Genomic DNA, 22507 nt, shown 5'->3' on the forward strand with positions numbered 1-22507 from the left:
TAATGAAAAATTCAAGTAATATAAAGACAACAAAAACCAATGTTCACAGTAACCGATTTCAGGTAGGGAGAGTCCTTCAGGTTATTGTTGCTTTGGTTTTTCTTATTTTTTTAGGGCGAACTTTATATATTAGTATTTCAAAAACCGTTGCTGGCGAAAATTTATCTACAAGAACAGCTGCTTTATATAAAAGAAATCAAGTACTTAAAGCAACTAGAGGTACGATTTATGACCGCAATGGTTTTACTATTGCAGAAGATTCACACGTGTATACGGTTTATGCAATACTAGATCATTCATCAATAAATTATAAAAATAAGCCAGAATATGTTGTTGATAAAGATAAAACAGCTGAAAAGTTGGCTACAGTTTTACCTTTATCCAAAGAGCAAATTTTAAAATATTTAAATCCCAAAACTAAGGCTTTTCAAGTTCAATTTGGTTCAGGAGGCTCTAATTTAACTATTGAGCAAAAAAAGAAGATTGAACAAATGAAATTGCCAGGAATAAAATTTATTGAAGCTCCCTCAAGACTATATGTAAATGGCGTCTTTGCCTCTCATATTGTGGGGTTGGCGCAGCCTATCTATAATAAAAAGACAAAATCAACTGATTTAGTTGGAACGATGGGAATTGAAGCATATTACGATAAATATTTAGCTGGAAAAGATGGTTTTAAAGAAAGTAGTGTTGATGCATCAGAGTATCAATTGCCAAATGGTACCAACGCTTATCGAGCAGCTAAAAATGGTGATGATATTTATTTGACTCTCGATAGTCAACTGCAAAATTACATGGAAAATTTATTAACAAGGGTCCAAAATAAATATCAGTCGAAAGCATTGACTGCGGTAGTTGAAGATTTAAGAACTGGAAAAGTTTTGGCAGCATCGCAACGACCTACTTTTGATTCACAAACTAAAAAGGGATTAACAAGTTCATATACTGATTTATTAACACAATCAACTTTTGAACCAGGTTCAGTTTTTAAAATATTATCTTTTGCAGCCGCGATTAATTCTGGTCATTACAACCCAAATGAGTTATATAAGTCTGGTTCTCTTACTGTAAATGGATCAACAATTCACGATTGGAATGTCACAGGCTGGGGTTCAATTCCTTTATATGAAGCGTTTCCTCGCTCAAGTAATGTTGGATTAAGTATTTTAGAACAAAAAATGGGAGCAACTACTTGGCGTAGTTATTTAAATAAATTTGGTATTACCAAAAAAACAGGAATTACTTTGCCTGGTGAACAGGCAGGAATGATTGCCTTTAAGAGTAAATTAGATCAGGCAGTAACTTCATTTGGACAAGGGGTTAACGTTAATGTTTGGCAAATGATGCAAGCTTATAGCATTCTTGCAAATAAAGGCCAAATGGTAAAACCTCAACTTGTTGAAAAGATAGTATCACCTTCAGGTAAAGTGATTCAAAACTATAAAGTTCAAAAAGTTGGTAAAAAAGTTGTTTCTGAATCGACTGTTAAGACTGTCTTACAAGGTATGCAAGATGTCGTTAATAAACAATATGGAACAGGAACAACTTATAAAATTGCTGGAAAAAGCATAGCCGTAAAAACTGGGACAGCTCAAATCGCCGGCCCAAATGGCTATTTAACAGGAAATAATAATTATATCTTTTCTGTGATTGGTGTTACACCAGCTAATAATCCGCATTATGCAATTTATTTAACTATGAAGCAACCACAAAAGATGACAGATCCTGCTGAAACAATTTTGGCTTCAATATTTAAGCCAATGATGAATCGACTTATTCTCTCTAGTTCAGTAACTAAAAAAGCTAGTGCAAGTAAAGAAGAAGTACCAAATGTAATTGGTAAATCTATTACTAATGCCAAAAATGATATTGAAAAAGTAGCTTTATCTGTTGAGGTGCTTGGTTCTGGTGATGTAGTTACTCAGCAAACTCCAGCTACTGGGCAAAAACTTACAGCTGGAAGTAAAGTCTTTGTACTTACTAGTGGTAAAATTGCAGCGGCTAACTTTACAAATTGGACAGTTGAAGAAGTGAAGCAATATGCTGCTTTGGCTGGAATTAGTGTTAAAGTTTCTGGTTCTGAAGATGGTAAGGTAAAGTCCCAAAATATTAAAGTGGGCACACTGCTTAAAAGCGGACAGGAAATTATAATAAAAACAAAATAGGATATATAGAAGGAGATAATAATGCTATATAGCATCTATGCCTTAGTTATTAGTATGGTTATAACGGCAATTTTTTTGCCATGGTTGATTGTTTTTATGCATATGCATCATGAAGGACAACCAATTCGAGAAGAAGGACCCAAAGCTCATTTGAAAAAAGCAGGAACTCCTACAATGGGTGGGACTGTTTTCGTAATAGCTTCCATTATTGCATCAGTTAGTGTTTTAGTATGGAAGCAAAGTTTCAATAACATAGCAATTATTTTAATAATAGCCTTGTTAGGACATGGTTTAATTGGTTTTTTGGATGATGGATTAAAAATAATCTGGAAAAATAATTTAGGATTACGAGCATGGCAGAAATTACTGCTACAAATTTTAATTGCTGTAGTTTTAGTTTTAATTTCCAGTTTTGATCATTTTGGCTTTGCGTTACGTATGCCTTGGGGTGGAGCTTTAACTGGACCTGTAATTTTTGTGTTATTTACAATCTTTTGGTTAGTCGGGTTTTCTAATGCGGTCAACTTATCAGATGGGTTAGATGGCCTAGCTAGTGGTTTATCAATTATTAGTTTTGCTACTTATGCATACTTAGCCTTTAAACAAGAAAACTTAGCAATTTTAGTTTTTTGTATGAGTGTGATTGGAGGGCTAATAATCTTTTTAGTTTTCAACCATAAACCTGCTAAAATCTTTATGGGCGATGCTGGCTCGCTTGCATTAGGTGGTTCTCTTGCAGCAATTGCAATTTTATTAAATAGACCCTGGTCATTACTTTTAGTGGGACTTGTATTCGTTTGTGAAACTGCAAGTGTTATGATGCAAGTAACTAGTTTTAAATTAACTCATAAAAGAATTTTTAAGATGACGCCAATTCACCACCACTTTGAACTTTCAGGTTGGAGCGAATGGAAAGTTGACATTGTCTTTTGGATAGTTCAATTAATTTTTAGTATTTTATATTTAATTATCTGGGGATAAAAGACATGAAGGACATTAAGACATATCAAGGTAAAAACATTTTAGTTTTAGGTTTAGGTAAAAGTGGGTTTGCTGTAAGTGAATTACTTTTAAAATTAGGTGCTAAAATCACTTTAAATGATAAACAAGATTTATCTAATAATGAGCATGCACAAAAGTTAGAAAAAATGGGTGTTCGAGTAATTGGTGGACATCATCCAATTGAACTACTTGAAAAAGAACATTTTGATTTCTTTGTTAAAAATCCGGGAATTCCTTATGAAAATCCTATGGTTCAAAAAGCATCTGAACTGAAAATTCCAATTATTACTGAACCAGAAATAGCGCTAAGTGCAAGTGAAGCTCCATTTGTATGTGTAACTGGCTCTAATGGTAAAACTACTACAGTTATGTTGACCAGTGAAATTATTGATCATCATTTAGCTAAAAGTGGACATCATGCATATGCAGTTGGTAATATCGGTGTTCCAATTAGTGAAGTGGTTCAAAAAGCGACCAAAGATGATGTCTTAGTTGTCGAAATTTCAAGTTTCCAGTTACTTGGTGTAACAGATATTAAGCCAAAGGTTGCAGCAATTGTAGATATTTATCCTACTCACCTTGACTATCACAAGACAATGGAAAATTATATTGCTGCCAAACTGAATGTGACACGTTTCCAAACAAGTGATGAGTACTTTATTGCTAACTTTGATCAAAAAGAAATTTTAGCTCAAGAACAAGCTACTACTAAGGCCAAAATTCAAACCTTTAGTATGAATGATCATTCAGCTAGTTACTTTGTTGGTGATGAATATTTGGAATCACAATCAGAAAAAATTATGAAGATTGCTGATATTAAGTTGCCAGGTAAGCATAATTTACAAAATAGTATGGTCGCAATCGCAATAAGTAAATTGATGGGCGCAGAAAATTCTGATATTCAAGCGGTTCTTTCTACTTTTGCAGGTGCAAGACACAGATTGCAATATGTAACTACTTTAAACAATGTAAAAATTTATAATGATTCTAAATCAACTAATATTGAGGCTGCTACAGTTGCTATTAAAGCATTCTCAGAGCCGGAAGTATTAATTGGTGGGGGATTAGACCGAGGATTTACTTTTGATCCTTTGGTACCTTTATTGAAAGAACATGTCAAAGCTGTTGTTTTATATGGAGAAACTCGTTATTTGTTAGCTGATGCTGCAAGAAAAGCTGGTATTAAAGAAATTAAAATTGTTAATACATTAAAAGAAGCAGTGCCAACGGCATATAAATTGACTCAACCTGGAGATGTATTATTACTTTCTCCTGCTTGTGCATCATGGGATCAGTTTAAGACATTTGAACAACGTGGTGATTATTTCATGGAATACATAAAGGAATTGAATTAAAAATGAGAGTTATTTTTACAGGTGGTGGCACTGGTGGCCATATTTATCCAATTTTAGCAATTATTGAACGATTAAAAGAAACAGGAATTTCAAAAAATGATGAAATTTTGTTTGTAGGTACAAAAAGAGGATTGGAGTCTAAGATTGTACCTCATGCAGGAATTAATTTTAAAACTATTGAAATTCAAGGCTTTAGTCGCAAAAATTTAATTAAAAATATTGAAACTGTTAAGCTCTTTATAAAAGCAACAAAAGAGGCTAAAAAGATTATTTCTAAATTTAAGCCAGATGTTGTTTTAGGTACAGGTGGCTATGTATCAGGGGCAATTGTTTATGAAGCTGCTAAAATGGGGATCCCTACATTAATTCATGAGTCAAATTCAGTTGTTGGACTCGCTAATAAGTTTTTGGGACATTACGTTGATAAAATTTGTTATACATTTGATGATGCAGCAAAGCAATTTAGCGAAAAAGATAAGTTGATTCAAACAGGTAATCCACGTTCCCAACAAGTTTTAAATTTGAATTTGGAGAAAATTGATTTAGCACAAAAATGGTCTTTGAATCCACAAATGCCGACAGTGTTAGTTTTTGGTGGATCAAGAGGAGCCCTGGCGATAAATCAAGTAATGGAAGCTGCGCTTTCTGAGTTTCCTAAAAAGCCTTACCAAGTTATTTGGGCAACAGGGCAATATTATTACGGTTCAGTAAAAGAAAAGTTGGCAGGCAAGAGAATTCCTGAGAATTTGAGGATTGTACCATATATTGATAATATGCCAGCTTTATTACCACAAATGTCTTGTGTAGTTTCAAGATCTGGTGCTACTAGTTTAGCTGAGTTTACTGCGCTAGGCGTTCCAGTTGTGTTAATTCCAAGTCCTAATGTAACTCATAATCATCAGATGAAAAATGCATTGGATATGGAAAAGGCTGGTGCAGCATTGGTAATTCCTGAAAACGATTTGAATTCAAACAATTTTGTTTCTTCAATTGATCATATCCTACTTGATTCGGAATATGCTTCTAAAATGAGTACAGCTTCAAAGAAATTAGGAGTTCCGGATTCGGCAAATCAAATAATTTCAGTTATGAAAGCTCTTCAAGCGCAAAAATAAAACTTATTTAAGATTAATGGAGGAGAACAGATGACTAATAGGAGAATTACAAAAAAAGATCCTAAAAAGGATTTGGATAATTTTCTTGATTATACGAAAAATAAAACTAATATTGCTAATCGAACTAATCATAAAGCATCTGATTCACTAACTAATCTTAATAATGAGAGAAAAAGTGCTTTGAGACGTCGTTTAGGTGCAATAATTGTTATTTCAATTCTTGCAATTTTGGGATTAGGTATTTATGTTTCATCATATACCCGATTGCAAAGAATTATTGTTGTTGGCGCTCCAGAATTAAATGCAACGGAAGTTATAAAAAAGTCAGGTATTAAAGCTCAAGATCAACTAATTGATTATTGGCTTGGTAAAAATACCTACGAAAGTAAGCTCAAAAAGTATTATCCGGAAATTAAATCTGCTAAATTAAAAATGGCTGGCCTAAATCAGATTAAGCTGGATTTGCAAGAATATAAAACTTTGGCTTATGTAAATCAAAATGGTAAATATTATAAAATTCTAAATAATAAGAAGATAGCTCGGCAGAAATTGACAAAAATGCAAATCGACAAATCTATACCAATATTTGTTAGTTATTCAAATAAGTCAAGTCTATTTACTGATTTAAAAGCATTAAAGTCAATTCCTACGAAATTAAGAAATCAAATTAGTATAATTAATGGAAGAAGTATTCGAAAGAATAAAATAGTTCTGCTAATGAAAGATGGCAATATTATTATTGGTAATACAGATACTATTGCTCAAAAAATTAAATACTATCCAAAAATCAAAAGTACTTTAAATAATAAAAGTGTTATTGATTTAGAAATTGGAGCTTTTTCATATCCTTTAACTGATAATGAAAAAAATAATCTAGGTTTTTAACAAGCGTTTACATAATCTTATGTAAAACTTCACAAAGTTTATGGTATATTTGTATTAAGAAGATTCATGGGGGCGTTATTGTGAGTAATTCAAGCTTAATCGTTGGTTTGGATATCGGCACAGACTCTGTAAAAGCAGTTGTTGCCGATGCTTCAGTCAATGAATTTCAAGTAATTGGTGCAGTAAAAGAAAAAAATAAAGGAATGCGCCAAGGTAAAATTGTTGATATTGATCAAACTGCTAATGCAATTGCTTCAGCTTTGAAAAATGTTGAACAAAAAACAAATTCAAAAATTTATCGTGTAGTAACTGGAATTCCAGTTGGTATGCTTCAGCTCGAAACTTCAACAGGATTAATTAATATTGGTGAAGATGGTCGAGAAGTAAGCGATAAAGATGTAAAGCGAGTTTTGGAACTTGCAATTAAGCAAGCCGTAAAATCCGGCCGAGAAGCTATTGCTTTTTTACCTAGCAAGTTTTTGTTAGATGGGAAAACAGATGTTGATGATCCTCGTAAGATGATTGCACATTCATTGGAGGTTCATGGAATATTGTTGACAGCACCAACAAGTGATTTGCACAATATTAAAAAAGCAATTGAACGAGCAGGGTATCAAAATAACTTCTTTATTCCTACACCATTGGCAATCGCTAGTGTGGCATTAGATGAAGGTGAAAGAACATTTGGTTCAGTAATTTTGGATATAGGTGGTGGAACAACAACTGCTACTGTAATCCACGAAAATAAAATTAAATATGCCACTATCGATTTAGAAGGTGGGGAAGATGTAACTAAGGATATTTCCGTAGTCCTTGGAACTTCTAAAAAAGATGCAGAACAAATAAAACTTGATTATGGTTCTGCTGATCCAGAATTAACATCTGCAGAAGATAAATTCTCTGTTAAAACAGTAGGTAAAAGTGAGCAAGCAAGTGTTGATGAAAATTATTTAAGCCAAATCATTGCAGCTAGAATGGATCAAATATTAAGCAGAATTGGTAAAGGTTTATCTTCTCATGATGCATTTAAATTACCTGGTGGGGTGGTAATTACAGGTGGCATGACTTTGTTACAAGGATTGCAATCTACTGTTGAAAAGCATTTTGAAGTTAAAACACGTGTTTATCAACCTGATGAGATGGGATTAAGAAATCCTGCTTATGCTGCTGCATATGGAGTAGTTAACTACGTTTATAATCTAAGTGATATTGATTTACTTGTTAATGGTGTAATTTATGGAACTTCTGCATCTCATGATAATCCATTAGCTGAATTTAGTGAAAATAGTATCAATATTTTTAAAAGACATGCAGAAGTTAGTGAAAATAACACAAAAGAAGCTTATAATGGTACTATAGTGCCACGCGTAGATCGTGAAAAAGATGGTGCAAATAAGTCAGAAAATAGTAAAAAAGGTATCAGAGGATTCTTTAAGAATTTCTTTGATTAAAGGTGGTTTAGTAAATGGATTTCCAATTCGATCAAGACGACAACAAAAATGCTGTCATCAAAGTTATTGGTGTCGGCGGTGCAGGTGGTAATGCTGTAAACCGTATGATTGATGAAGGAGTACAAGGTGTTTCTTTCATCGTTGCCAATACTGATGTTCAAGCATTAAATAGTAATAAGGCAGAAAATAAGATTCAACTTGGACCTAAGCTTACTAGAGGTTTAGGTGCAGGTTCACATCCTGAAGTTGGACAAAAAGCTGCTGAAGAAAGTGAACAAACAATTGAAGAAGCACTAAAAGGTGCTGATATGATTTTCATCACTGCAGGTATGGGTGGTGGTACAGGAACAGGTGCTGCTCCTGTAATTGCTAAAATTGCTCGTGAAACTGGTGCACTTACCGTTGGTGTCGTAACGCGTCCGTTTACGTTTGAAGGACCTAAGCGTTCAAAGAATGCTGCAGCTGGTATTGCTCAATTAAAGCAATATGTTGATACTTTAGTAATCATTGCTAATAATCGCTTATTAGAAATGGTTGATAAGAAGACACCTATGATGGATGCCTTTAAAGAAGCAGATAACGTATTACGTCAAGGGGTTCAAGGTATTTCAGACTTGATTACTTCAACTGACTACGTTAATCTTGATTTCGCTGATATTAAGACAGTTATGGAAAATCAAGGCTCTGCTTTGATGGGAATTGGTAGAGCAAGCGGCGAAAATAGAACTGTTGAGGCAACAAAACTTGCTATATCTTCACCATTACTTGAAGTTTCAATTGATGGAGCAAAACAAGTCCTTCTAAACATTACAGGTGGTCCAGATTTGACTTTGTTTGAAGCGCAAGATGCTTCAGAAATTGTATCTAAGGCTGCTGGTGATGATGTAGATATTATCTTTGGTACCTCAATCAATGCTAATTTAGGGGATGAAGTTGTAGTTACTGTAATTGCAACTGGTATTGATTCAAAGGCTGAAGAAGAAGCGTCAAAACAATTACCAGGGCATCATACTGTAAATCGACCAAGAGTCGATATTAAACCTGAAATTGAAGTAAATCAAGCTCCACCAACACGCACTGTAGAAGCTGATAATTCAACAAGTAAGGTAGAAGCTACTGAAAAGCCTTCTGAAAAGCCACAAGTAACTGAAGAAACACATCAAAAAGAATCAATGGTAAATCCAATTGATGTGTGGAATTTAGATGAGAATAACAATCGCCGGGAAGTAAAGAAGCCAGACGTAGCAAGTAAAAATCAAGATACTTTTGATACATTTACTAGTGATGATCAAGATAGTATCTCGCAAATTGAGACAAGTGCTGAAAATGGTGATAATAATGATATTCCATTCTTTAGACACCGTAATCAGCAATAATGAAAGGTGATAATTATGGCTGCATTAGAGAAAATTAGTAGTTTTTTCGGTATCAGTGATAGTAGTGTTGAAGACGAATATACTTCAGAAGAAAGTACAGCTTCATCACAAAATGAAGTAGAAGTTCCAACTGAAATTGCTGATCATTTAAACAATAAGGGGAGAAACAATGTGGTTTCCATTAAATCTGGTAGTATGCCACAAAGTAAAATTGTTTTATATGAGCCACGTGTATATTCAGATGCTAAAGAAGTAGCACAAAACTTGCTTAGCAATAAGGCAGTTATCATTAACTTTAGTAGAATGGATGATGACTCAGCACGTAGAATTGTCGACTTTATTACTGGTACCGTTTATGCTTTAAATGGAGAAATTCAAAGAGTTGGCGATAAAATTTTCTTAGCAACTCCTCCTAAATTTGAAACTGATGGTAAAATTACCGAATTGGTTGAAAAAAAGGATAAATTAAGTTAATGATTAGTTTCTTGTTAAATATAATAAGTGTCATTAATTGGCTTTTATATATCTATACAATTTTAATCGTTTTAAATGCAATTATGAGTTGGGTACCTTTTCTATATAATTCAGTAGTTGGTCGCTACCTTAATAAAGTTGTGGAACCATATGTTGGCTTGTTTAGAATAGGATTCTTAAAAACAATTGCAATTAAAGCTGGTGTAGATATTTCACCTGTGTTAGCAATTTTTGTTATTTACATTATTCAAAATTTGCTTACACAGCTTGCTTTTAAATTAATTTAAAAAATAGTGATTTAAATCACTATTTTTTTATTTATATGTAAGAATAATGGATAAAAATATTTTATTAAGTGAACAAATAAAAAAGCGTACTCAGTTCCTGCGTAGTAAAAATGATAATGAAGATATTTCCCAGTTATCAGGTTATTTAATGCAAATATGTTATGGGAAAGAAGCTGTTTTAACTAATTTTTTAGATCCGGGTGCTAGAGTAGATTTAAGAGAACTTGCTCAATCTGACTTTTATATTCAAGAGTTTGGAGGATATGACAAGGCTGAAAAATGTCGGGTAATTATCAGTAATGATTGGGAATATAAAGATGTTGAAAATTTTCAATTTAGTTTGATTAAAATTACTTATAATCATAAATTCGCTTCTATTACGCACAGTCAGATTTTGGGGACTTTATTAGGTTCAGGACTGAGCCCTGCAAGCTTAGGAGATATTATTACTGATGGAAAAGGTAATTGGCAGTTTTTTATTTCAGATATAATGTTGGATTTTGTTTGCCGAGAAATAACAAGAATAGGTAAAGTCGCAGTCAGGTTAGATAGGATTCCTTTAAAGCAAATTCTTAATATTGAAGATGATGTTCAAAATGTTAAATTAGTTGTCAATTCTTTGAGGATAGATGCAATATTGGCTGCCCTTACTAGAACTAGCAGAAATATTATCAATAATCAGATAGAAAAAGAAAATATCAAATTAAATTGGCATAAAATTAATAATTCTAATATAATAGTCACTGTGAATGATGTGCTAAGTGTGCGTCATTTTGGAAGAATAGAAATCTCAAATATAACAACTACACGAAAAGGAAAGTATCGTTTGGAGGCAAACTTGTGGCTCAGCAAGAAAAAAAGAATGTACTAACACCAATGGATATACATGATAAGGAATTTACATTGCGTGGGCGTAAAGGTTATGACCGATATGAAGTTGATAGCTTTTTAGATCAAATTGTTGATGATTATGGTGATTGCCTAGATAATAATGTAGATTTAAAAAATGAAAATGTTGCATTAAAGGATAAAGTAAAAGAGTTAGAATCTGAAGTAAATAGATTAGATGAACTAAGAAAATCAATCAATGACGAAGTCTTAAAAGCACAAAAAGATGCTAGTGAATTAAGACAAAAAGCACAAGAAGATGCTAAAAAAATTATTGAAGATGCAAAGAATCAAGCAGCATCTGAAAATCAAAGTTTGGTTTATCAAAATGATACTTTAAGAAATGACTACCAGAGGTTAAAGACCCAAGTTGCAGATTTTAGATATAAAATTCGGGCAAAGCTTCAAAAGCAAATAGAAGCTTTGGATGATAATACTTGGCAATATTATCTTGACGAAGCAACTAATGTTGAAAGAATTTATCCATCAGATGGTGGTGAACCAATCCCTATATCATCACTTCCAACAGTTGACAATAATAGCCAATCTGGCGTAAACTTGGAGCATGACAAGAGGACTGATGAAGATATTTCAGAACCTAGTCAAAAAGAAGATAATCAAGAAAACAAAAATGATTCAGATGTAACAATCGTTTTTCCTGATGATTATAAAGATCATAATTAATTTTTTTAAACTTGATAGTAAGACAAAGAAAGAATCAGCGAGTTAGTGATGGTGTGAGGCTAACATAATTTTTTGGAGTCGATCAACTATTGTTTTAGTTTAACGTTATGCGCGATAAGCATGTTAAGTGGAGCTTATGCTCAACTTAGGTGGTACCACGGTTAATCTCGTCCTAAGATTAGGACGGGATTTTTTTGTTAGAAAGGAACAAAGTATGAGAATCAAAGATACTCTTAATTTAGGTAAAACTAAATTCCCAATGCGTGGTAATTTGCCTAACAGAGAAGGCGAATGGCAAAAAGCATGGGAAGAAAATAAGTTATATGAACAAAGATTGAAGCTTAACGAAGGCAAGCCTCGTTTTGATTTACATGATGGTCCCCCATTTGCCAATGGTAACATTCACATGGGTCACTCATTGAACAAGATTTCTAAAGATATTATTGTTCGTTATAAGAACATGTCTGGTTTTTATGCACCATTTGTTCCTGGTTGGGATACACACGGTCTTCCAATTGAGCAACAACTTGCCAAGCAAGGCGTTGATCGTAAGACTATGGACCGTGCAGAATATCGTGAACTCTGCCGCAAGTACGCAATGGAGCAAATTGATAAGCAAAGAACTGACTTTAAGCGTCTTGGAGTAATGGCTGATTGGGACCATCCATACATTACTTTGCAACCAAAATTTGAAGCTGAAGAAATTAGAGTCTTCGGTAAAATGTTCGAAAAAGGCTACATTTACAAGGGCCTTAAGCCAGTTTACTGGTCACCATCTAGTGAATCAACTTTAGCTGAAGCAGAAGTTGAATATCATGATGTAAAATCACCGGCTATTTATGTTGCCTTCCAAGTAGAAGATGGTAAGGGGATTTTAGATAATGATACTTACATGGTTATCTGGACTACTACTCCATGGACTATTCCAGTTAACGTTGGTATTACTGTTAATCCTAAGTTTGAATACTCAGTAATCAAGGTTGCTGGTGAAGACCGCAAGTTCGTGATTGGCACTAGTCAATTAGAAAAAGTTGCTGAAGATCTTGAATGGAAGGACTACGAAGTAGTTGATACTTTCAAGGGTACTGACTTTGACCGCATGACTGTTAAGCACCCACTTTACGACAAGACTAGTTTAGTTATGAATGATACTTACGTTACTGCGGAAGACGGTACTGGTTTAGTTCACAACGCTACTGGTTTTGGTGAAGATGACTACAATGTTGGTAAGAAGTATGGCCTTCCAGTATACTCACCAATGGATGACCAAGGTCGCTACACTAAGGATATTCCAGATCCTAACTTAGTTGGTGTTTTTTATGATGATGCTAACAAGATGATTACTAAGCAACTTGAAGAAAAGAAAGCCTTACTTAAGTTAAGCTTCTTCACCCACTCATACCCACATGACTGGAGAACTAAGAAGCCAGTTATTTATCGTGCAACTACCCAATGGTTTGCTTCAGTTGATGCATTTAGAGATCAAATCTTAGCTGAAATTGAAAAAGCAAACTTTACTCCAAGTTGGGGTAAGACTCGTCTTTACAACATGATTAAAGATCGTGGGGACTGGGTAATTTCTCGTCAAAGAGCTTGGGGTGTGCCACTTCCAATCTTCTACGCAGAAGATGGTACTCCAATTGTTTCTAAAGAAACGATTGAACACATTGCCCAAATCTTTGAAAAAGAAGGCTCAAATGCTTGGTACACTCATACTGCAGAAGAATTACTTCCAGCAGGCTTTAAGTCTGAACACTCACCAAATGGTAAGTTTAAGAAAGAAACTGATATCTTAGATGTTTGGTTTGACTCAGGTTCTTCACACCAAGGTGTTCTTGCTGTTAGACCGGAACTTCATTATCCAGCAGACCTCTACCTTGAAGGTAGTGACCAATACCGTGGTTGGTTCAACTCAAGTTTAATTACTTCTGTTGCTGTTAGTGGTCACGCACCATACAAGTCAGTCTTGTCACAAGGTTTCGTTCTTGATGATAAGGGACACAAGATGAGTAAGTCCCTTGGTAACGTAATTTCACCTAATGATGTCATTAAGCAAATGGGTGCTGAAATTATTCGTTTATGGGTTGCTTCAGCTGATACCACTTCAGATGTTGCTGTTTCAAAGGGTATCTTGCAACAGAACGCTGAAAGTTATCGTAAGATTAGAAACACTTTGCGTTACATGTTAGCTAATACTAGTGACTTTGATCCCAAGACTAACCGTGTTGCATACAGTGACTTGCGTTCAATTGACCAATACATGGAAGTGCTTCTTAATAAATTAGTTAAGGATTGCTTAGCTGCATATGATAGATATGACTTTACAAGTGTTTACAAGATGGTCTTCAAGTTTATTTCAAATGAACTTTCAGCATTTTATTTGGACTTCGCCAAAGATGTTCTATACATTGAAGGTGAAGACTCACTTCCAAGACGAGCAATGCAAACTGTAATTTATGATGCTTTAGTTAAATTAACTAAGATTATGACTCCAATTTTGCCACATACTATGGAAGAAGCATGGGGTTATTTAAAAGAAGATGAAGATTACGTTCAATTGAGTGATATGCCAGAAGTTGAAACTTTTGACAATGAAGCTGAATTAGTAGAAAATTGGACTGAATTCATGAAATTTAGAGATGATGTCCTAAAGGCACTTGAAGAAGCAAGAAATGACAAGTTAATTGGTAAGTCATTTGAAGCTTGCGTTGATGTTTACCCAACTGCTGAAACTAAGGCAGTATTTGATAAGTTAAATACTGATATGAGACAAATCTTGATTGTTTCAAAACTTAACATCTTAGATGGAGAAGCACCAGCAGATGCTAAAGATTTTGAAACTGCTAAGTTAGTTGTTAAACGTGCTGAAGGTGAAGTTTGTCAACGTTGCCGAATGACTAGAAATGATGTTGGTGCAGATGCTCAATTACCAACACTTTGTGGTCGTTGTGCCGAAATTGTTGAAGAAAACTTCCCTGAAGAAGTTAAAGAAGGACTAGAAGATTAATGCGTACAGGAACTGTTAAGCAATTCGATTCAGCTGCCGGTTTTGGTTTTATTGATGATGATTTAACTAAAGCTTCTTACTTTGTTTTTTATACTGCAATAAAAGAAAATGGTTATAAAAGCTTAGAAATCGGACAGCGTGTACGTTATCAATTGGCACAGGGCAAAAAAGGTTTGCAATGTATTAATGTTTACATTGATAATGGTGAAGGAGGATACTAATGGACTTGCGTGAACAAGAAATAGCCTCAGAACAGATTTTTAAAGGCCAAATTGTCGATTTATCTGTTAGAACAATTACTTTACCAAATGGGAAAACTGCTACAAGAGAAATTGTTAAGCATCGTCCTGCAGCTGCAGCTATGGCAATAAATGCAGAGAATAAGATGCTGCTAGTTGAACAATGGCGCGAACCAATCAAGGCTTTGACTTTAGAAATTCCTGCCGGGTTAATTGATGACACAGATGCATCACCACTTGATGCAATGAAGCGTGAACTCAATGAAGAAGGTGGCTTGAAAGCTGAATATTGGGAAAAGGTATCTGAATTTTATTCTTCTGTTGGCTTTTCAGATGAAAAATTGTATCTCTTCTATTGTGATACTTTAACTAAGTTAGAAGATAAAAGAGATCTTGATGATGATGAATTTTTGACTAGCCATTGGTATAGTTTAAGTGAATTAAAGCAACTTCTATCTGAAGGTAAGATTATTGATGCTAAGACTATTTATGCTATTACTGTCTGGGAAAATATGATTTTATCAGGTTTAAAAGAAAGTAATGACTGAAAAAAGAGCAGATTATCAACGAAAACATAATGAATCTAAGTCTTTTCCTTTACTAACTGATTTCTTTAGAGGAAATAAAAGAAATCAAGAAATTAATAGTGAAGGTTATGAAGAGGGAATAAATCAAGATGTAAATAGCCCAGAGTACCAAAGAAATCCTAAATTAACTCGTGAAGAGAAGATTAATCGACTAAAAAGAGGATTGAATATCGCAATTGGGATTGTTTTAGGATTATTGGTTTTAGTCTTTGTGGCATTGTTTAAGTTATAAATAAGGAGTCAATATGAAAATTGCTTTGATAGTTCCAATGCCTGAAGAGGCAGAATTTTACTACCAGCATTTTCATGACAGAAAAGAAGAAATGTTCGGATGTACTAAGTTCGAACATTTTTCTGTTAATGAAAATGAAATTTATTTAGGCTTATCAGGAATTGGTAAGGTAAATGCAGCGATGAATTTGACCAGTTTATTGGCTAAGGTTGATATCGATTTGATTATTATGACTGGTTCTGCTGGTTCACTAAAACCAGAAATTAAGAAAAAAGATGTAATTGTGGTCGATAGTTTTGCTTACCATGATGCACATAATACCGCTGCCGGTGATTATGTTGAAGGGCAGATACCACGTGAACCTGCAAGATTTAATTTGCAAAGTAAGGAAAGGGAACAGTTTAATAGCTTTTTGAAGGTAAAGAAGGTAGCATATAAAGAAGGACTTGTAGTTACTGGAGATTCCTTCATTGCTTCAGAAGCTGCAAAGGCTGAAATTGAAGCAAACTTCCCAGAAGCTGTTGGTGTTGAAATGGAAGGTGCCAGTTTTGCGCAAGTTGCATATCATTTCAAGAAGCCGTTAATTGCTTTGAGAGCAATTAGTGACAATGGAGATGAAGATGCCAATGAAAGCTTTGAAGAATTTGTCAAAGAAGCCGGACAAAAGGCAGCCGATTTGATTATTTCATATCTTAAGCAATAAAGATTAAAGGTGGAAATTGTGGAAAGAAAGTTAATTTATTTGGATAATGCGGCAACAACGCCAGTTTCAGAATCAGTGGTTACTGAAATGACTAAGCAATTAGCCGAAAACTTTGGTAATCCTTCAAGCACACATACTTTTGGCCGAAAAGCCTTAGAAGTTGTTGATGAGGCGCGGCATCGAATTGCTGAGTTTATTAATGCCAAAAATGATGACGAAATCATCTTTACTTCTGGTGGTAGTGAATCAAATAATACTGTTTTGCAAGGAATTGCTAAAAAGTATCACTATGACTGCCAAATAATTACTACAGCAATTGAACACCCTTCAATTTTAAATACTGTTAAGGATTTGAAAGCTAGCGGCGTTGATGTAGTTTACTTGCCAGTAGATGAAACAGGACATATTGGTTTAGCTGATTTAAAAGCAGCCTTAACTGAAAAAACGGTCCTAGTTTCAACGATGGCAGTAAATAATGAAGTTGGCTCAATTAATGACTTAGCTAAAATTGGTCAAATTGTCCATGAGTATAATCCTAAAATTTGTTTTCATGTTGATGCAGTTCAAGGGCTAGGTAACATCGATTTAGATGTTCAAGCAATGCAAATCGATTTTATGTCAACCAGTGCGCATAAAATTAATGGCCCCAAGTATATTGGCTTTTTGTATGAAAGAACCGGCCTAACTTTACCAAGCTTGATCACTGGTGGTGAACAAGAGAAGAAGCGGCGCGCTGGAACTACAGATGCGCCAAGTATTGCAGGCTTTGGCGAAGCTATTAAAATTTTACAAGGTGTTAGCCGCAGCGATGAGCAAAAACGCTATCAAGAGTTTCAACAAATTGTACTTGATGCTTTGGACGCTAATGAAATTAAATATCAAGTTAATGGTAGCTTAACTGGCTTAGTTTCACATCATACATTGAACTTGCATTTAATTGGAATCGGGACCTATGTCATGCTAACTAACTTGGACTTGGCTGGATTTGCAGTTTCAGGTGGCTCAGCATGTACTGCCGGCTCTTTAACACCATCACATGTTTTAACTGCAATGTATGGCGCAGATTCGCCAAGAATCGAAGAATCGATTAGAATAAGTTTTGGTAGATTAACCAAAAAATCAGAAGTAGAAGCATTCGCTGATGCATTAGTCAAAATGGCCAAGCGTTTGCAGAAGGCTTAAGCTTGCTTTATCTGAGTAAGTAACTTATAATTTGTAAGTGAGGTTTTAACAATGGCAAATACTGTAATCATTAATGGTGATACCAGAAAGTTTACAATTAATGAAAATGTGAAGCGTTACTCTTTAATTGATGTGGGCTTCGTTAAGTCACCAAAGGGTAATTTTGTTTATGAACACCCTTTATATAATGAATCACCATACAATGCACCTACCAAGTTAAAGATGACTATCAATCAAGATTTAGATCACTTAACAATGGTAATTACTGATAAGAACGGTTTGCAAAAAGTAAATATTTTTAAAAATGATCAGTTAAAGCCGACAGTTGATTTACTCAATTTTATTTTGAAAGATTTGATTGAGCGAGAAATTATTAAACCACTATAAAGGATGAGATTTAATGGTTGATAATAGCAAGATTAGAGTTGTTGTTGGTATGAGTGGAGGCGTTGATTCAAGCGTATCAGCACTCTTACTTAAAGAAGCAGGCTATGACGTTGTTGGTGTCTTTATGAAAAACTGGGATGACACTGATGATGCTGGTGTATGTACTGCTACTGAAGACTATGAAGATGTCAAGCGAGTAGCTGATAAGATTGGTATTCCATATTATTCAATTAACTTTGAAAAAGAGTATTGGCAACGTGTTTTTGAATATTTTTTAAGCGAATATAAGAAGGGTCGCACACCTAATCCTGATATTATGTGCAATACTGAAATTAAGTTTAAGTCATTCCTAGAATTTGCGATGAGCTTAGATGCAGATTACATTGCCATGGGGCACTATGCCAAAACTGTTAAGGATGCTAATGGTGTGACTCACATGATGCGTCCAAAAGACGGTAATAAGGATCAAACTTATTTCTTGAGTCAGTTGAGCCAAGAACAAATTAAGCACGTAATTTTTCCACTTGCTAATTTAACTAAGCCACAAGTACGTGAAATTGCTGAAAAAGCAGGGTTAGCGACAGCTAAGAAGAAAGATTCAACTGGTATTTGCTTTATTGGTGAAAGAAACTTCAAGAAGTTCTTGAGTGAATTCTTACCAGCTAAGCCAGGTAAAATGGTAACCCCTGATGGCAACGTTGTTGGCCAACACGGCGGATTAATGTATTACACCATTGGTCAGCGTCAAGGATTAGGTTTAGGTTCAACTAAAGAATCAACAGCACCTTGGTTTGTTGTTGGTAAAGACTTGAAGAAAAACGAATTGATTGTTGAACAGGGCTATGACAGTCCAAGACTTTATGCAACTAGTTTAAAGGCTAGTGGAATGTCATTTTATACTGGTAATCCTGACCACGATGTTGAATTTGATTGCACAGCTAAGTTTCGTTATCGCCAAGCAGACGTTGGTGTTCATGTTAAGTATCATGCAGCAACTAAGACTTGTGATGTATACTTTGATGAACCAGCTCGTGCGGTAACTCCTGGTCAAGCATTAGTCTTGTACAAGGGGGAAGAATGCCTTGGAGGTGGTAATATCGATGCTGCTTACCAAGAAGAAAAGCAATTACAATTAGTATAATTGAGAGCAATATATTAATTATTATCTATAATTGATATATTGCTTTTTCATATCCTTAAAAAATAAGTCATTATATAACATTTTATACTGAAAGAGGTTACAATTAAGGTGTAATAACTACATTAGCTAGAAGAATATTTAACTGCTAATGCAAAAAAATTACCTCAAACAGGTGAAACCAAGGCAAGTTCAGCATTACTTGGCTTACTAGGGTTAGGTATGAGCATTGCTTTAGGATTCACAAGCCGAAAAAAAAGAGGATAAATAAGACTTATTTTTAAAACTCAAAATAAAAAATCTCACTTAGTGAGATTTTTTTATTGATATATTTTTTTAGCGATATTAAATGCTGACCAGGCTTTAGGCCAACCTACATAAAACGCAATATGTGTAATTAATGTACTCATTTCTTCTTTAGAGATACCATTTTCTTTTGCCTTTTGCATATGGTAATTAAGTTGCTCAAAGGCTCCCATACTGATTAGGGCGGTTACTGTCGCAAAACTTCGGTCTCTTTGGCTCAGGTTGTCATCAGACCAAACTTCACCAAAAAGAACATCATCATTTAAATGAGCAAATTTAGGGGCGAAATCTCCTAGTAAATCTCTTCCTGCAGTTTGTTTAACCATTCTTTTATTCCATCCTAGTCTAAATTGTCATATTCATGTTTAGATAAAGGTTCATACCATTCAGTTGGTCCCTGGGTAATGGCAAGATGGCTAAAACTAGAATTCTTAGCTGCGCCATGCCAATGCTTAATGCCTTGGTTAACTACGACAACATCACCTGGTAGTAATTTTCTTGGTTTTTTACCCCATTCCTGATACCATCCTTCGCCACTAGTAGCAAGTAAAATCTGAAAACCATCAGTATGTGCGTGCCAGTGATTGCGGCATCCTGGTTCAAAAGTTACATTAGCTACTGAAAAGGGAATATTAGCTTGAGGATTGACTAAGCGGTTTAAAAAGCTCTTACCATCAAAATATTGTGCAAAGTCAATATTTTCTTTTCCAATCCCAAAAATATTTGTATTATTTTTCATTGATATAACCCTCCATAATTAAGTTCACTTTTATTTTAGAAATCAGGAGATATAATGTAAAATATCTATAGTAATTAAATAATCATGCTTGAAAGGCATAGTAATGGATACAAGGGTATTAAGATATTTTCTAACAGTTGCGCAAACTGGCAATATAACAGAAGCGGCAAAGAAGTTACATATAACACAGCCGACATTAAGCCGGCAACTTCAAAAATTAGAGCAAGATTTAAATCAAACTTTATTAGATCGTAAGCAGAAAGGTCATCTAGTTCTGACTGATGCTGGAAATTTGTTAGCTAGAAAAGCTGAGATCTTATTGCAACTGTGGTCAGATACGGTTGATGAAGTTCAAAATAGCAATGATGAAATTTTGGGTATATTAAAAATAGGTATAGTAGAAAGTCGATGCTCTATTTTGGTAGAAAAAGTAATTAGAGATATGCAGAAGTTATATCCTAAACTTCAATTTGACTTCTATAGTGCATATAGCGATGATTTAAAAAGTGCATTAGATATGATGCGGATTGATTGTGCAATTTTGCTTGAGCCAGTAGAGAGTAAAAAATACTTTCAAAAGAAAATTTCTATTTATGAAAGATGGGGGATTATTGTTGGAAAAAGACATCCTTGGGCTAAAAGAAAAGAAATTTCTCCATCTGAGTTAAATGAAACGCAACTAATAATTTCTAGACGAGAGATTGTTAATCAAGATTTAGAATCGAGTTTGGGTACTAGCCTAAATTCAGAAAATATAAAAGGATATATCAATTTATCTTCTAATATTAATTGGCTTTTAGAGACAGGCGAATATGCTACACTGGGGATTGAAGGTGTTTTAAAGGTTAGACCTAATCCTAATTTGGTCTTTATACCTCTGACTATTCAGAAAAAGACAGCTCATGTATTAGTTTGGAGAAAAAATAGCAGACCTTCTGCTGCAATACAAGCTTTTTCTGATATGCTAGAAGAAAAGATAAAACAAGTTTAAGACAATTCAGGTGATAAAATGCAAATTTATTTCGTAAGACATGGTAAGACAGAATGGAATTTAGCTTCAAAGTTTCAAGGTGGACATGGTGATTCGCCACTTTTACCTGAAAGTTATGAAGATATCAAAAAGCTAGGTAATTATTTGAAAGGAACTAAGTTTAGAGGAATATATGCTAGTCCTTTAAAAAGGGCTTTTGATACCGCTCAAGGTGTTCAACAAACAATGGGTATAAGTTTACCTGTGCATGTTGAAGAACGCTTACGTGAGTTTAATTTGGGCGATTTGGAAGGGATGAAGTTTGCTGATGCTGAAAAGAAGTATCCTAAAGAAATTGATGACTTTTGGAATCATGCCGACTTATATGATCCTTCAAAGATTCATGGTGAAACTTATCCTGAAGTAATTGCGCGCGGGAAAGATTTTGCCCAAGAAATGGCTAAACTTTATCCTAATAAAAATGATAAGATTCTTGCTGTCAGTCATGGCGGAGCCTTATGTGCAATTATGGGTGGCTTACTTGGTTATCCACTAGCCGAAATTCGTAAGCATGGAGGATTAAGTAATACTAGTTTGACTATTTTAGAGACAGATGATGAAGGTAAGACCTTCCATAAAGTTGTGTGGAATGAAACTAGTTATTTAGGTAGAAAATTAGGAGCAACAGATTCACTATAATGAGCGATAAGACTGCAAAACTCTATCAAGAAGGTAAGACTCAAGAAGCAATTCAAGCCTTGATTAAAGATATTGATCATGAACCTAAAAATGCTAATAATTATTTAGAACTTTCAACTTATTTATTAGAGCAAGGGGCAATTGATCAAGCCAAGAAGTTACTAGTTCAAGCAAAAGGGTTAGTTAAAAAGCCACAAGATATGGATTATAATTTGGCTATTTGCTATTACATGGAAGGTGACTTTGACCGGGCATTAGCCTTACTTGATACTATTCCTAATAATGATGAGACTTATTATCAAAAAGCCTTAGTTTTTCATAAATTAGGAAATCCGCAAAAAGCCTTGGCTTTTGCCATGAGCGTTTCAAAAGTAGATAATGATCTTTTAGAATTATTAGGGGATATTTGGCTTTCACTAGGTGATTTTGCAAGAGCTAGAGAAAATTATCTAAAAATTCCTAAAGATGAAAGATCAGGAAAATTAAACTTTCTAATTGGTGTAACTTTATTTGGGAGCAATCGCCAAGAAGCAGAACAGTATTTTACCTTGGCTGAAAAGATTGATCCGGATTATTATCAAACCGCAAAAAAGCAATATGACAGCCTTTTAAAGGTAGTTAAGCAAGGAAAATAAA

24 protein-coding genes and 1 pseudogene are annotated in these 22507 nt (G+C 34.4%); 23 read left to right on the forward strand and 2 right to left on the reverse strand.

The annotated features are described in order from the left end of the window. Positions 1-2 precede the first annotated feature (2 nt). The 20 genes and pseudogenes from FC45_RS00850 to FC45_RS07945 all read left to right on the forward strand — a co-directional run. Positions 3-2165 carry a peptidoglycan D,D-transpeptidase FtsI family protein gene (locus FC45_RS00850; protein ID WP_006588086.1) on the forward strand — a complete coding sequence of 721 codons (2163 nt, stop codon included), beginning with the start codon at positions 3-5 and terminating at the stop codon, positions 2163-2165. Positions 2166-2186: 21 nt separating this feature from the next. Continuing rightward, the gene (gene mraY / locus FC45_RS00855; RefSeq protein WP_006588085.1) at positions 2187-3146 is read left to right on the forward strand and encodes a phospho-N-acetylmuramoyl-pentapeptide-transferase; all 960 of its coding nucleotides are present in this window, start codon (positions 2187-2189) and stop codon (positions 3144-3146) included. Positions 3147-3151: 5 nt separating this feature from the next. Continuing rightward, a complete protein-coding gene (gene murD, locus FC45_RS00860; RefSeq protein ID WP_006584523.1) occupies positions 3152-4522 on the forward strand; it encodes a UDP-N-acetylmuramoyl-L-alanine--D-glutamate ligase in 1371 nt (456 codons plus the stop codon). Between the two features lie 2 nt (positions 4523-4524). Further along, on the forward strand, positions 4525-5637 hold the full coding sequence (gene murG, locus FC45_RS00865) for an undecaprenyldiphospho-muramoylpentapeptide beta-N-acetylglucosaminyltransferase (RefSeq protein WP_057706305.1): 1113 nt from the start codon (positions 4525-4527) through the stop codon (positions 5635-5637). A gap of 30 nt (positions 5638-5667) precedes the next feature. Beyond that, positions 5668-6522: a cell division protein FtsQ/DivIB gene (locus FC45_RS00870; protein WP_006588083.1), complete on the forward strand. Its 855-nt coding sequence runs from the start codon at positions 5668-5670 to the stop codon at positions 6520-6522. A gap of 80 nt (positions 6523-6602) precedes the next feature. Further along, the gene (gene ftsA, locus FC45_RS00875; protein ID WP_006588082.1) at positions 6603-7973 is read left to right on the forward strand and encodes a cell division protein FtsA; all 1371 of its coding nucleotides are present in this window, start codon (positions 6603-6605) and stop codon (positions 7971-7973) included. 14 nt (positions 7974-7987) lie between these two features. Continuing rightward, a complete protein-coding gene (ftsZ, locus tag FC45_RS00880; RefSeq protein ID WP_006584526.1) occupies positions 7988-9349 on the forward strand; it encodes a cell division protein FtsZ in 1362 nt (453 codons plus the stop codon). A 15-nt stretch (positions 9350-9364) separates the two neighbouring features. After that, positions 9365-9823 carry a cell division protein SepF gene (locus FC45_RS00885; RefSeq protein WP_006584527.1) on the forward strand — a complete coding sequence of 153 codons (459 nt, stop codon included), beginning with the start codon at positions 9365-9367 and terminating at the stop codon, positions 9821-9823. Then, positions 9823-10110 (forward strand): YggT family protein, encoded by a 288-nt coding sequence (locus tag FC45_RS00890; protein ID WP_006584528.1) that lies wholly within the window; start codon positions 9823-9825, stop codon positions 10108-10110. Before FC45_RS00885 ends, FC45_RS00890 begins: the two co-directional genes overlap by 1 nt. A gap of 46 nt (positions 10111-10156) precedes the next feature. Then, on the forward strand, positions 10157-10981 hold the full coding sequence (locus FC45_RS00895) for a YlmH family RNA-binding protein (protein ID WP_006584529.1): 825 nt from the start codon (positions 10157-10159) through the stop codon (positions 10979-10981). Further along, a complete protein-coding gene (locus tag FC45_RS00900) occupies positions 10951-11682 on the forward strand; it encodes a DivIVA domain-containing protein (protein ID WP_006588081.1) in 732 nt (243 codons plus the stop codon). The genes FC45_RS00895 and FC45_RS00900 overlap by 31 nt, the downstream gene beginning before the upstream one ends. A gap of 214 nt (positions 11683-11896) precedes the next feature. Continuing rightward, positions 11897-14689: an isoleucine--tRNA ligase gene (gene ileS, locus FC45_RS00905; protein ID WP_006584530.1), complete on the forward strand. Its 2793-nt coding sequence runs from the start codon at positions 11897-11899 to the stop codon at positions 14687-14689. Beyond that, positions 14689-14910: a cold-shock protein gene (locus FC45_RS00910; protein ID WP_006584531.1), complete on the forward strand. Its 222-nt coding sequence runs from the start codon at positions 14689-14691 to the stop codon at positions 14908-14910. Before ileS ends, FC45_RS00910 begins: the two co-directional genes overlap by 1 nt. Continuing rightward, positions 14910-15476 carry an NUDIX hydrolase gene (locus tag FC45_RS00915; RefSeq protein ID WP_006584532.1) on the forward strand — a complete coding sequence of 189 codons (567 nt, stop codon included), beginning with the start codon at positions 14910-14912 and terminating at the stop codon, positions 15474-15476. The genes FC45_RS00910 and FC45_RS00915 overlap by 1 nt, the downstream gene beginning before the upstream one ends. After that, on the forward strand, positions 15469-15747 hold the full coding sequence (locus FC45_RS00920; RefSeq protein ID WP_006584533.1) for a hypothetical protein: 279 nt from the start codon (positions 15469-15471) through the stop codon (positions 15745-15747). The genes FC45_RS00915 and FC45_RS00920 overlap by 8 nt, the downstream gene beginning before the upstream one ends. A gap of 13 nt (positions 15748-15760) precedes the next feature. Further along, positions 15761-16450, forward strand: a complete 690-nt coding sequence (locus tag FC45_RS00925) for a 5'-methylthioadenosine/adenosylhomocysteine nucleosidase (protein WP_006584534.1) — start codon at positions 15761-15763, stop codon at positions 16448-16450. An 18-nt stretch (positions 16451-16468) separates the two neighbouring features. Beyond that, the gene (locus tag FC45_RS00930) at positions 16469-17632 is read left to right on the forward strand and encodes a cysteine desulfurase family protein (RefSeq protein WP_057706307.1); all 1164 of its coding nucleotides are present in this window, start codon (positions 16469-16471) and stop codon (positions 17630-17632) included. Positions 17633-17683: 51 nt separating this feature from the next. Beyond that, on the forward strand, positions 17684-18019 hold the full coding sequence (locus FC45_RS00935; RefSeq protein ID WP_006584536.1) for a DUF1831 domain-containing protein: 336 nt from the start codon (positions 17684-17686) through the stop codon (positions 18017-18019). Between the two features lie 13 nt (positions 18020-18032). Beyond that, positions 18033-19160 carry a tRNA 2-thiouridine(34) synthase MnmA gene (mnmA, locus tag FC45_RS00940; RefSeq protein ID WP_006584537.1) on the forward strand — a complete coding sequence of 376 codons (1128 nt, stop codon included), beginning with the start codon at positions 18033-18035 and terminating at the stop codon, positions 19158-19160. Positions 19161-19316: 156 nt separating this feature from the next. After that, positions 19317-19424 (forward strand): annotated as a pseudogene (locus FC45_RS07945) (LPXTG cell wall anchor domain-containing protein); the annotation flags it as partial. A 53-nt stretch (positions 19425-19477) separates the two neighbouring features. Here FC45_RS07945 and FC45_RS00945 read toward each other — a convergent pair. Then, positions 19478-19789: a carboxymuconolactone decarboxylase family protein gene (locus FC45_RS00945; RefSeq protein WP_006588080.1), complete on the reverse strand. Its 312-nt coding sequence runs from the start codon at positions 19787-19789 to the stop codon at positions 19478-19480. A 14-nt stretch (positions 19790-19803) separates the two neighbouring features. Further along, on the reverse strand, positions 19804-20202 hold the full coding sequence (locus FC45_RS00950; RefSeq protein WP_006588079.1) for a cupin domain-containing protein: 399 nt from the start codon (positions 20200-20202) through the stop codon (positions 19804-19806). 103 nt (positions 20203-20305) lie between these two features. Between FC45_RS00950 and FC45_RS00955 the strand changes: the two genes are divergently transcribed. From FC45_RS00955 to FC45_RS00965, 3 genes are read left to right on the forward strand one after another with little or no spacing between them, the layout of a single operon-like run. Next, on the forward strand, positions 20306-21193 hold the full coding sequence (locus tag FC45_RS00955; RefSeq protein WP_006584538.1) for a LysR family transcriptional regulator: 888 nt from the start codon (positions 20306-20308) through the stop codon (positions 21191-21193). 18 nt (positions 21194-21211) lie between these two features. Continuing rightward, entirely contained in the window at positions 21212-21871 is a 660-nt protein-coding gene (locus FC45_RS00960) for a histidine phosphatase family protein (RefSeq protein ID WP_006584539.1), read from the forward strand. Continuing rightward, positions 21871-22506, forward strand: coding sequence for a tetratricopeptide repeat protein (locus FC45_RS00965; protein WP_006584540.1), 636 nt, complete (start codon positions 21871-21873; stop codon positions 22504-22506). Before FC45_RS00960 ends, FC45_RS00965 begins: the two co-directional genes overlap by 1 nt. Position 22507: the final 1 nt, after the last annotated feature.

Source organism: Lactobacillus jensenii DSM 20557, assembly GCF_001436455.1.
Lineage (GTDB): Bacteria > Bacillota > Bacilli > Lactobacillales > Lactobacillaceae > Lactobacillus > Lactobacillus jensenii.

Bases quoted from the DNA above. Each gene is read 5' to 3' on its own strand.
- FC45_RS00895 (WP_006584529.1), top strand. From the start codon at position 10,157: ATGGATAAAAATATTTTATTAAGTGAACAAATAAAAAAGCGTACTCAG.
- FC45_RS00850 (WP_006588086.1), top strand. From the start codon at position 3: ATGAAAAATTCAAGTAATATAAAGACAACAAAAACCAATGTTCACAGT.
- mnmA (WP_006584537.1), top strand. From the start codon at position 18,033: ATGGTTGATAATAGCAAGATTAGAGTTGTTGTTGGTATGAGTGGAGGC.
- FC45_RS00960 (WP_006584539.1), top strand. From the start codon at position 21,212: ATGCAAATTTATTTCGTAAGACATGGTAAGACAGAATGGAATTTAGCT.
- ftsZ (WP_006584526.1), top strand. From the start codon at position 7,988: ATGGATTTCCAATTCGATCAAGACGACAACAAAAATGCTGTCATCAAA.
- FC45_RS00910 (WP_006584531.1), top strand. From the start codon at position 14,689: ATGCGTACAGGAACTGTTAAGCAATTCGATTCAGCTGCCGGTTTTGGT.
- FC45_RS00890 (WP_006584528.1), top strand. From the start codon at position 9,823: ATGATTAGTTTCTTGTTAAATATAATAAGTGTCATTAATTGGCTTTTA.
- FC45_RS00945 (WP_006588080.1), bottom strand. From the start codon at position 19,789: ATGGTTAAACAAACTGCAGGAAGAGATTTACTAGGAGATTTCGCCCCT.
- FC45_RS00965 (WP_006584540.1), top strand. From the start codon at position 21,871: ATGAGCGATAAGACTGCAAAACTCTATCAAGAAGGTAAGACTCAAGAA.
- murG (WP_057706305.1), top strand. From the start codon at position 4,525: ATGAGAGTTATTTTTACAGGTGGTGGCACTGGTGGCCATATTTATCCA.
- FC45_RS00920 (WP_006584533.1), top strand. From the start codon at position 15,469: ATGACTGAAAAAAGAGCAGATTATCAACGAAAACATAATGAATCTAAG.
- mraY (WP_006588085.1), top strand. From the start codon at position 2,187: ATGCTATATAGCATCTATGCCTTAGTTATTAGTATGGTTATAACGGCA.
- FC45_RS00885 (WP_006584527.1), top strand. From the start codon at position 9,365: ATGGCTGCATTAGAGAAAATTAGTAGTTTTTTCGGTATCAGTGATAGT.
- murD (WP_006584523.1), top strand. From the start codon at position 3,152: ATGAAGGACATTAAGACATATCAAGGTAAAAACATTTTAGTTTTAGGT.
- FC45_RS00950 (WP_006588079.1), bottom strand. From the start codon at position 20,202: ATGAAAAATAATACAAATATTTTTGGGATTGGAAAAGAAAATATTGAC.
- ileS (WP_006584530.1), top strand. From the start codon at position 11,897: ATGAGAATCAAAGATACTCTTAATTTAGGTAAAACTAAATTCCCAATG.
- FC45_RS00915 (WP_006584532.1), top strand. From the start codon at position 14,910: ATGGACTTGCGTGAACAAGAAATAGCCTCAGAACAGATTTTTAAAGGC.
- FC45_RS00935 (WP_006584536.1), top strand. From the start codon at position 17,684: ATGGCAAATACTGTAATCATTAATGGTGATACCAGAAAGTTTACAATT.
- FC45_RS00870 (WP_006588083.1), top strand. From the start codon at position 5,668: ATGACTAATAGGAGAATTACAAAAAAAGATCCTAAAAAGGATTTGGAT.
- FC45_RS00925 (WP_006584534.1), top strand. From the start codon at position 15,761: ATGAAAATTGCTTTGATAGTTCCAATGCCTGAAGAGGCAGAATTTTAC.
- FC45_RS00955 (WP_006584538.1), top strand. From the start codon at position 20,306: ATGGATACAAGGGTATTAAGATATTTTCTAACAGTTGCGCAAACTGGC.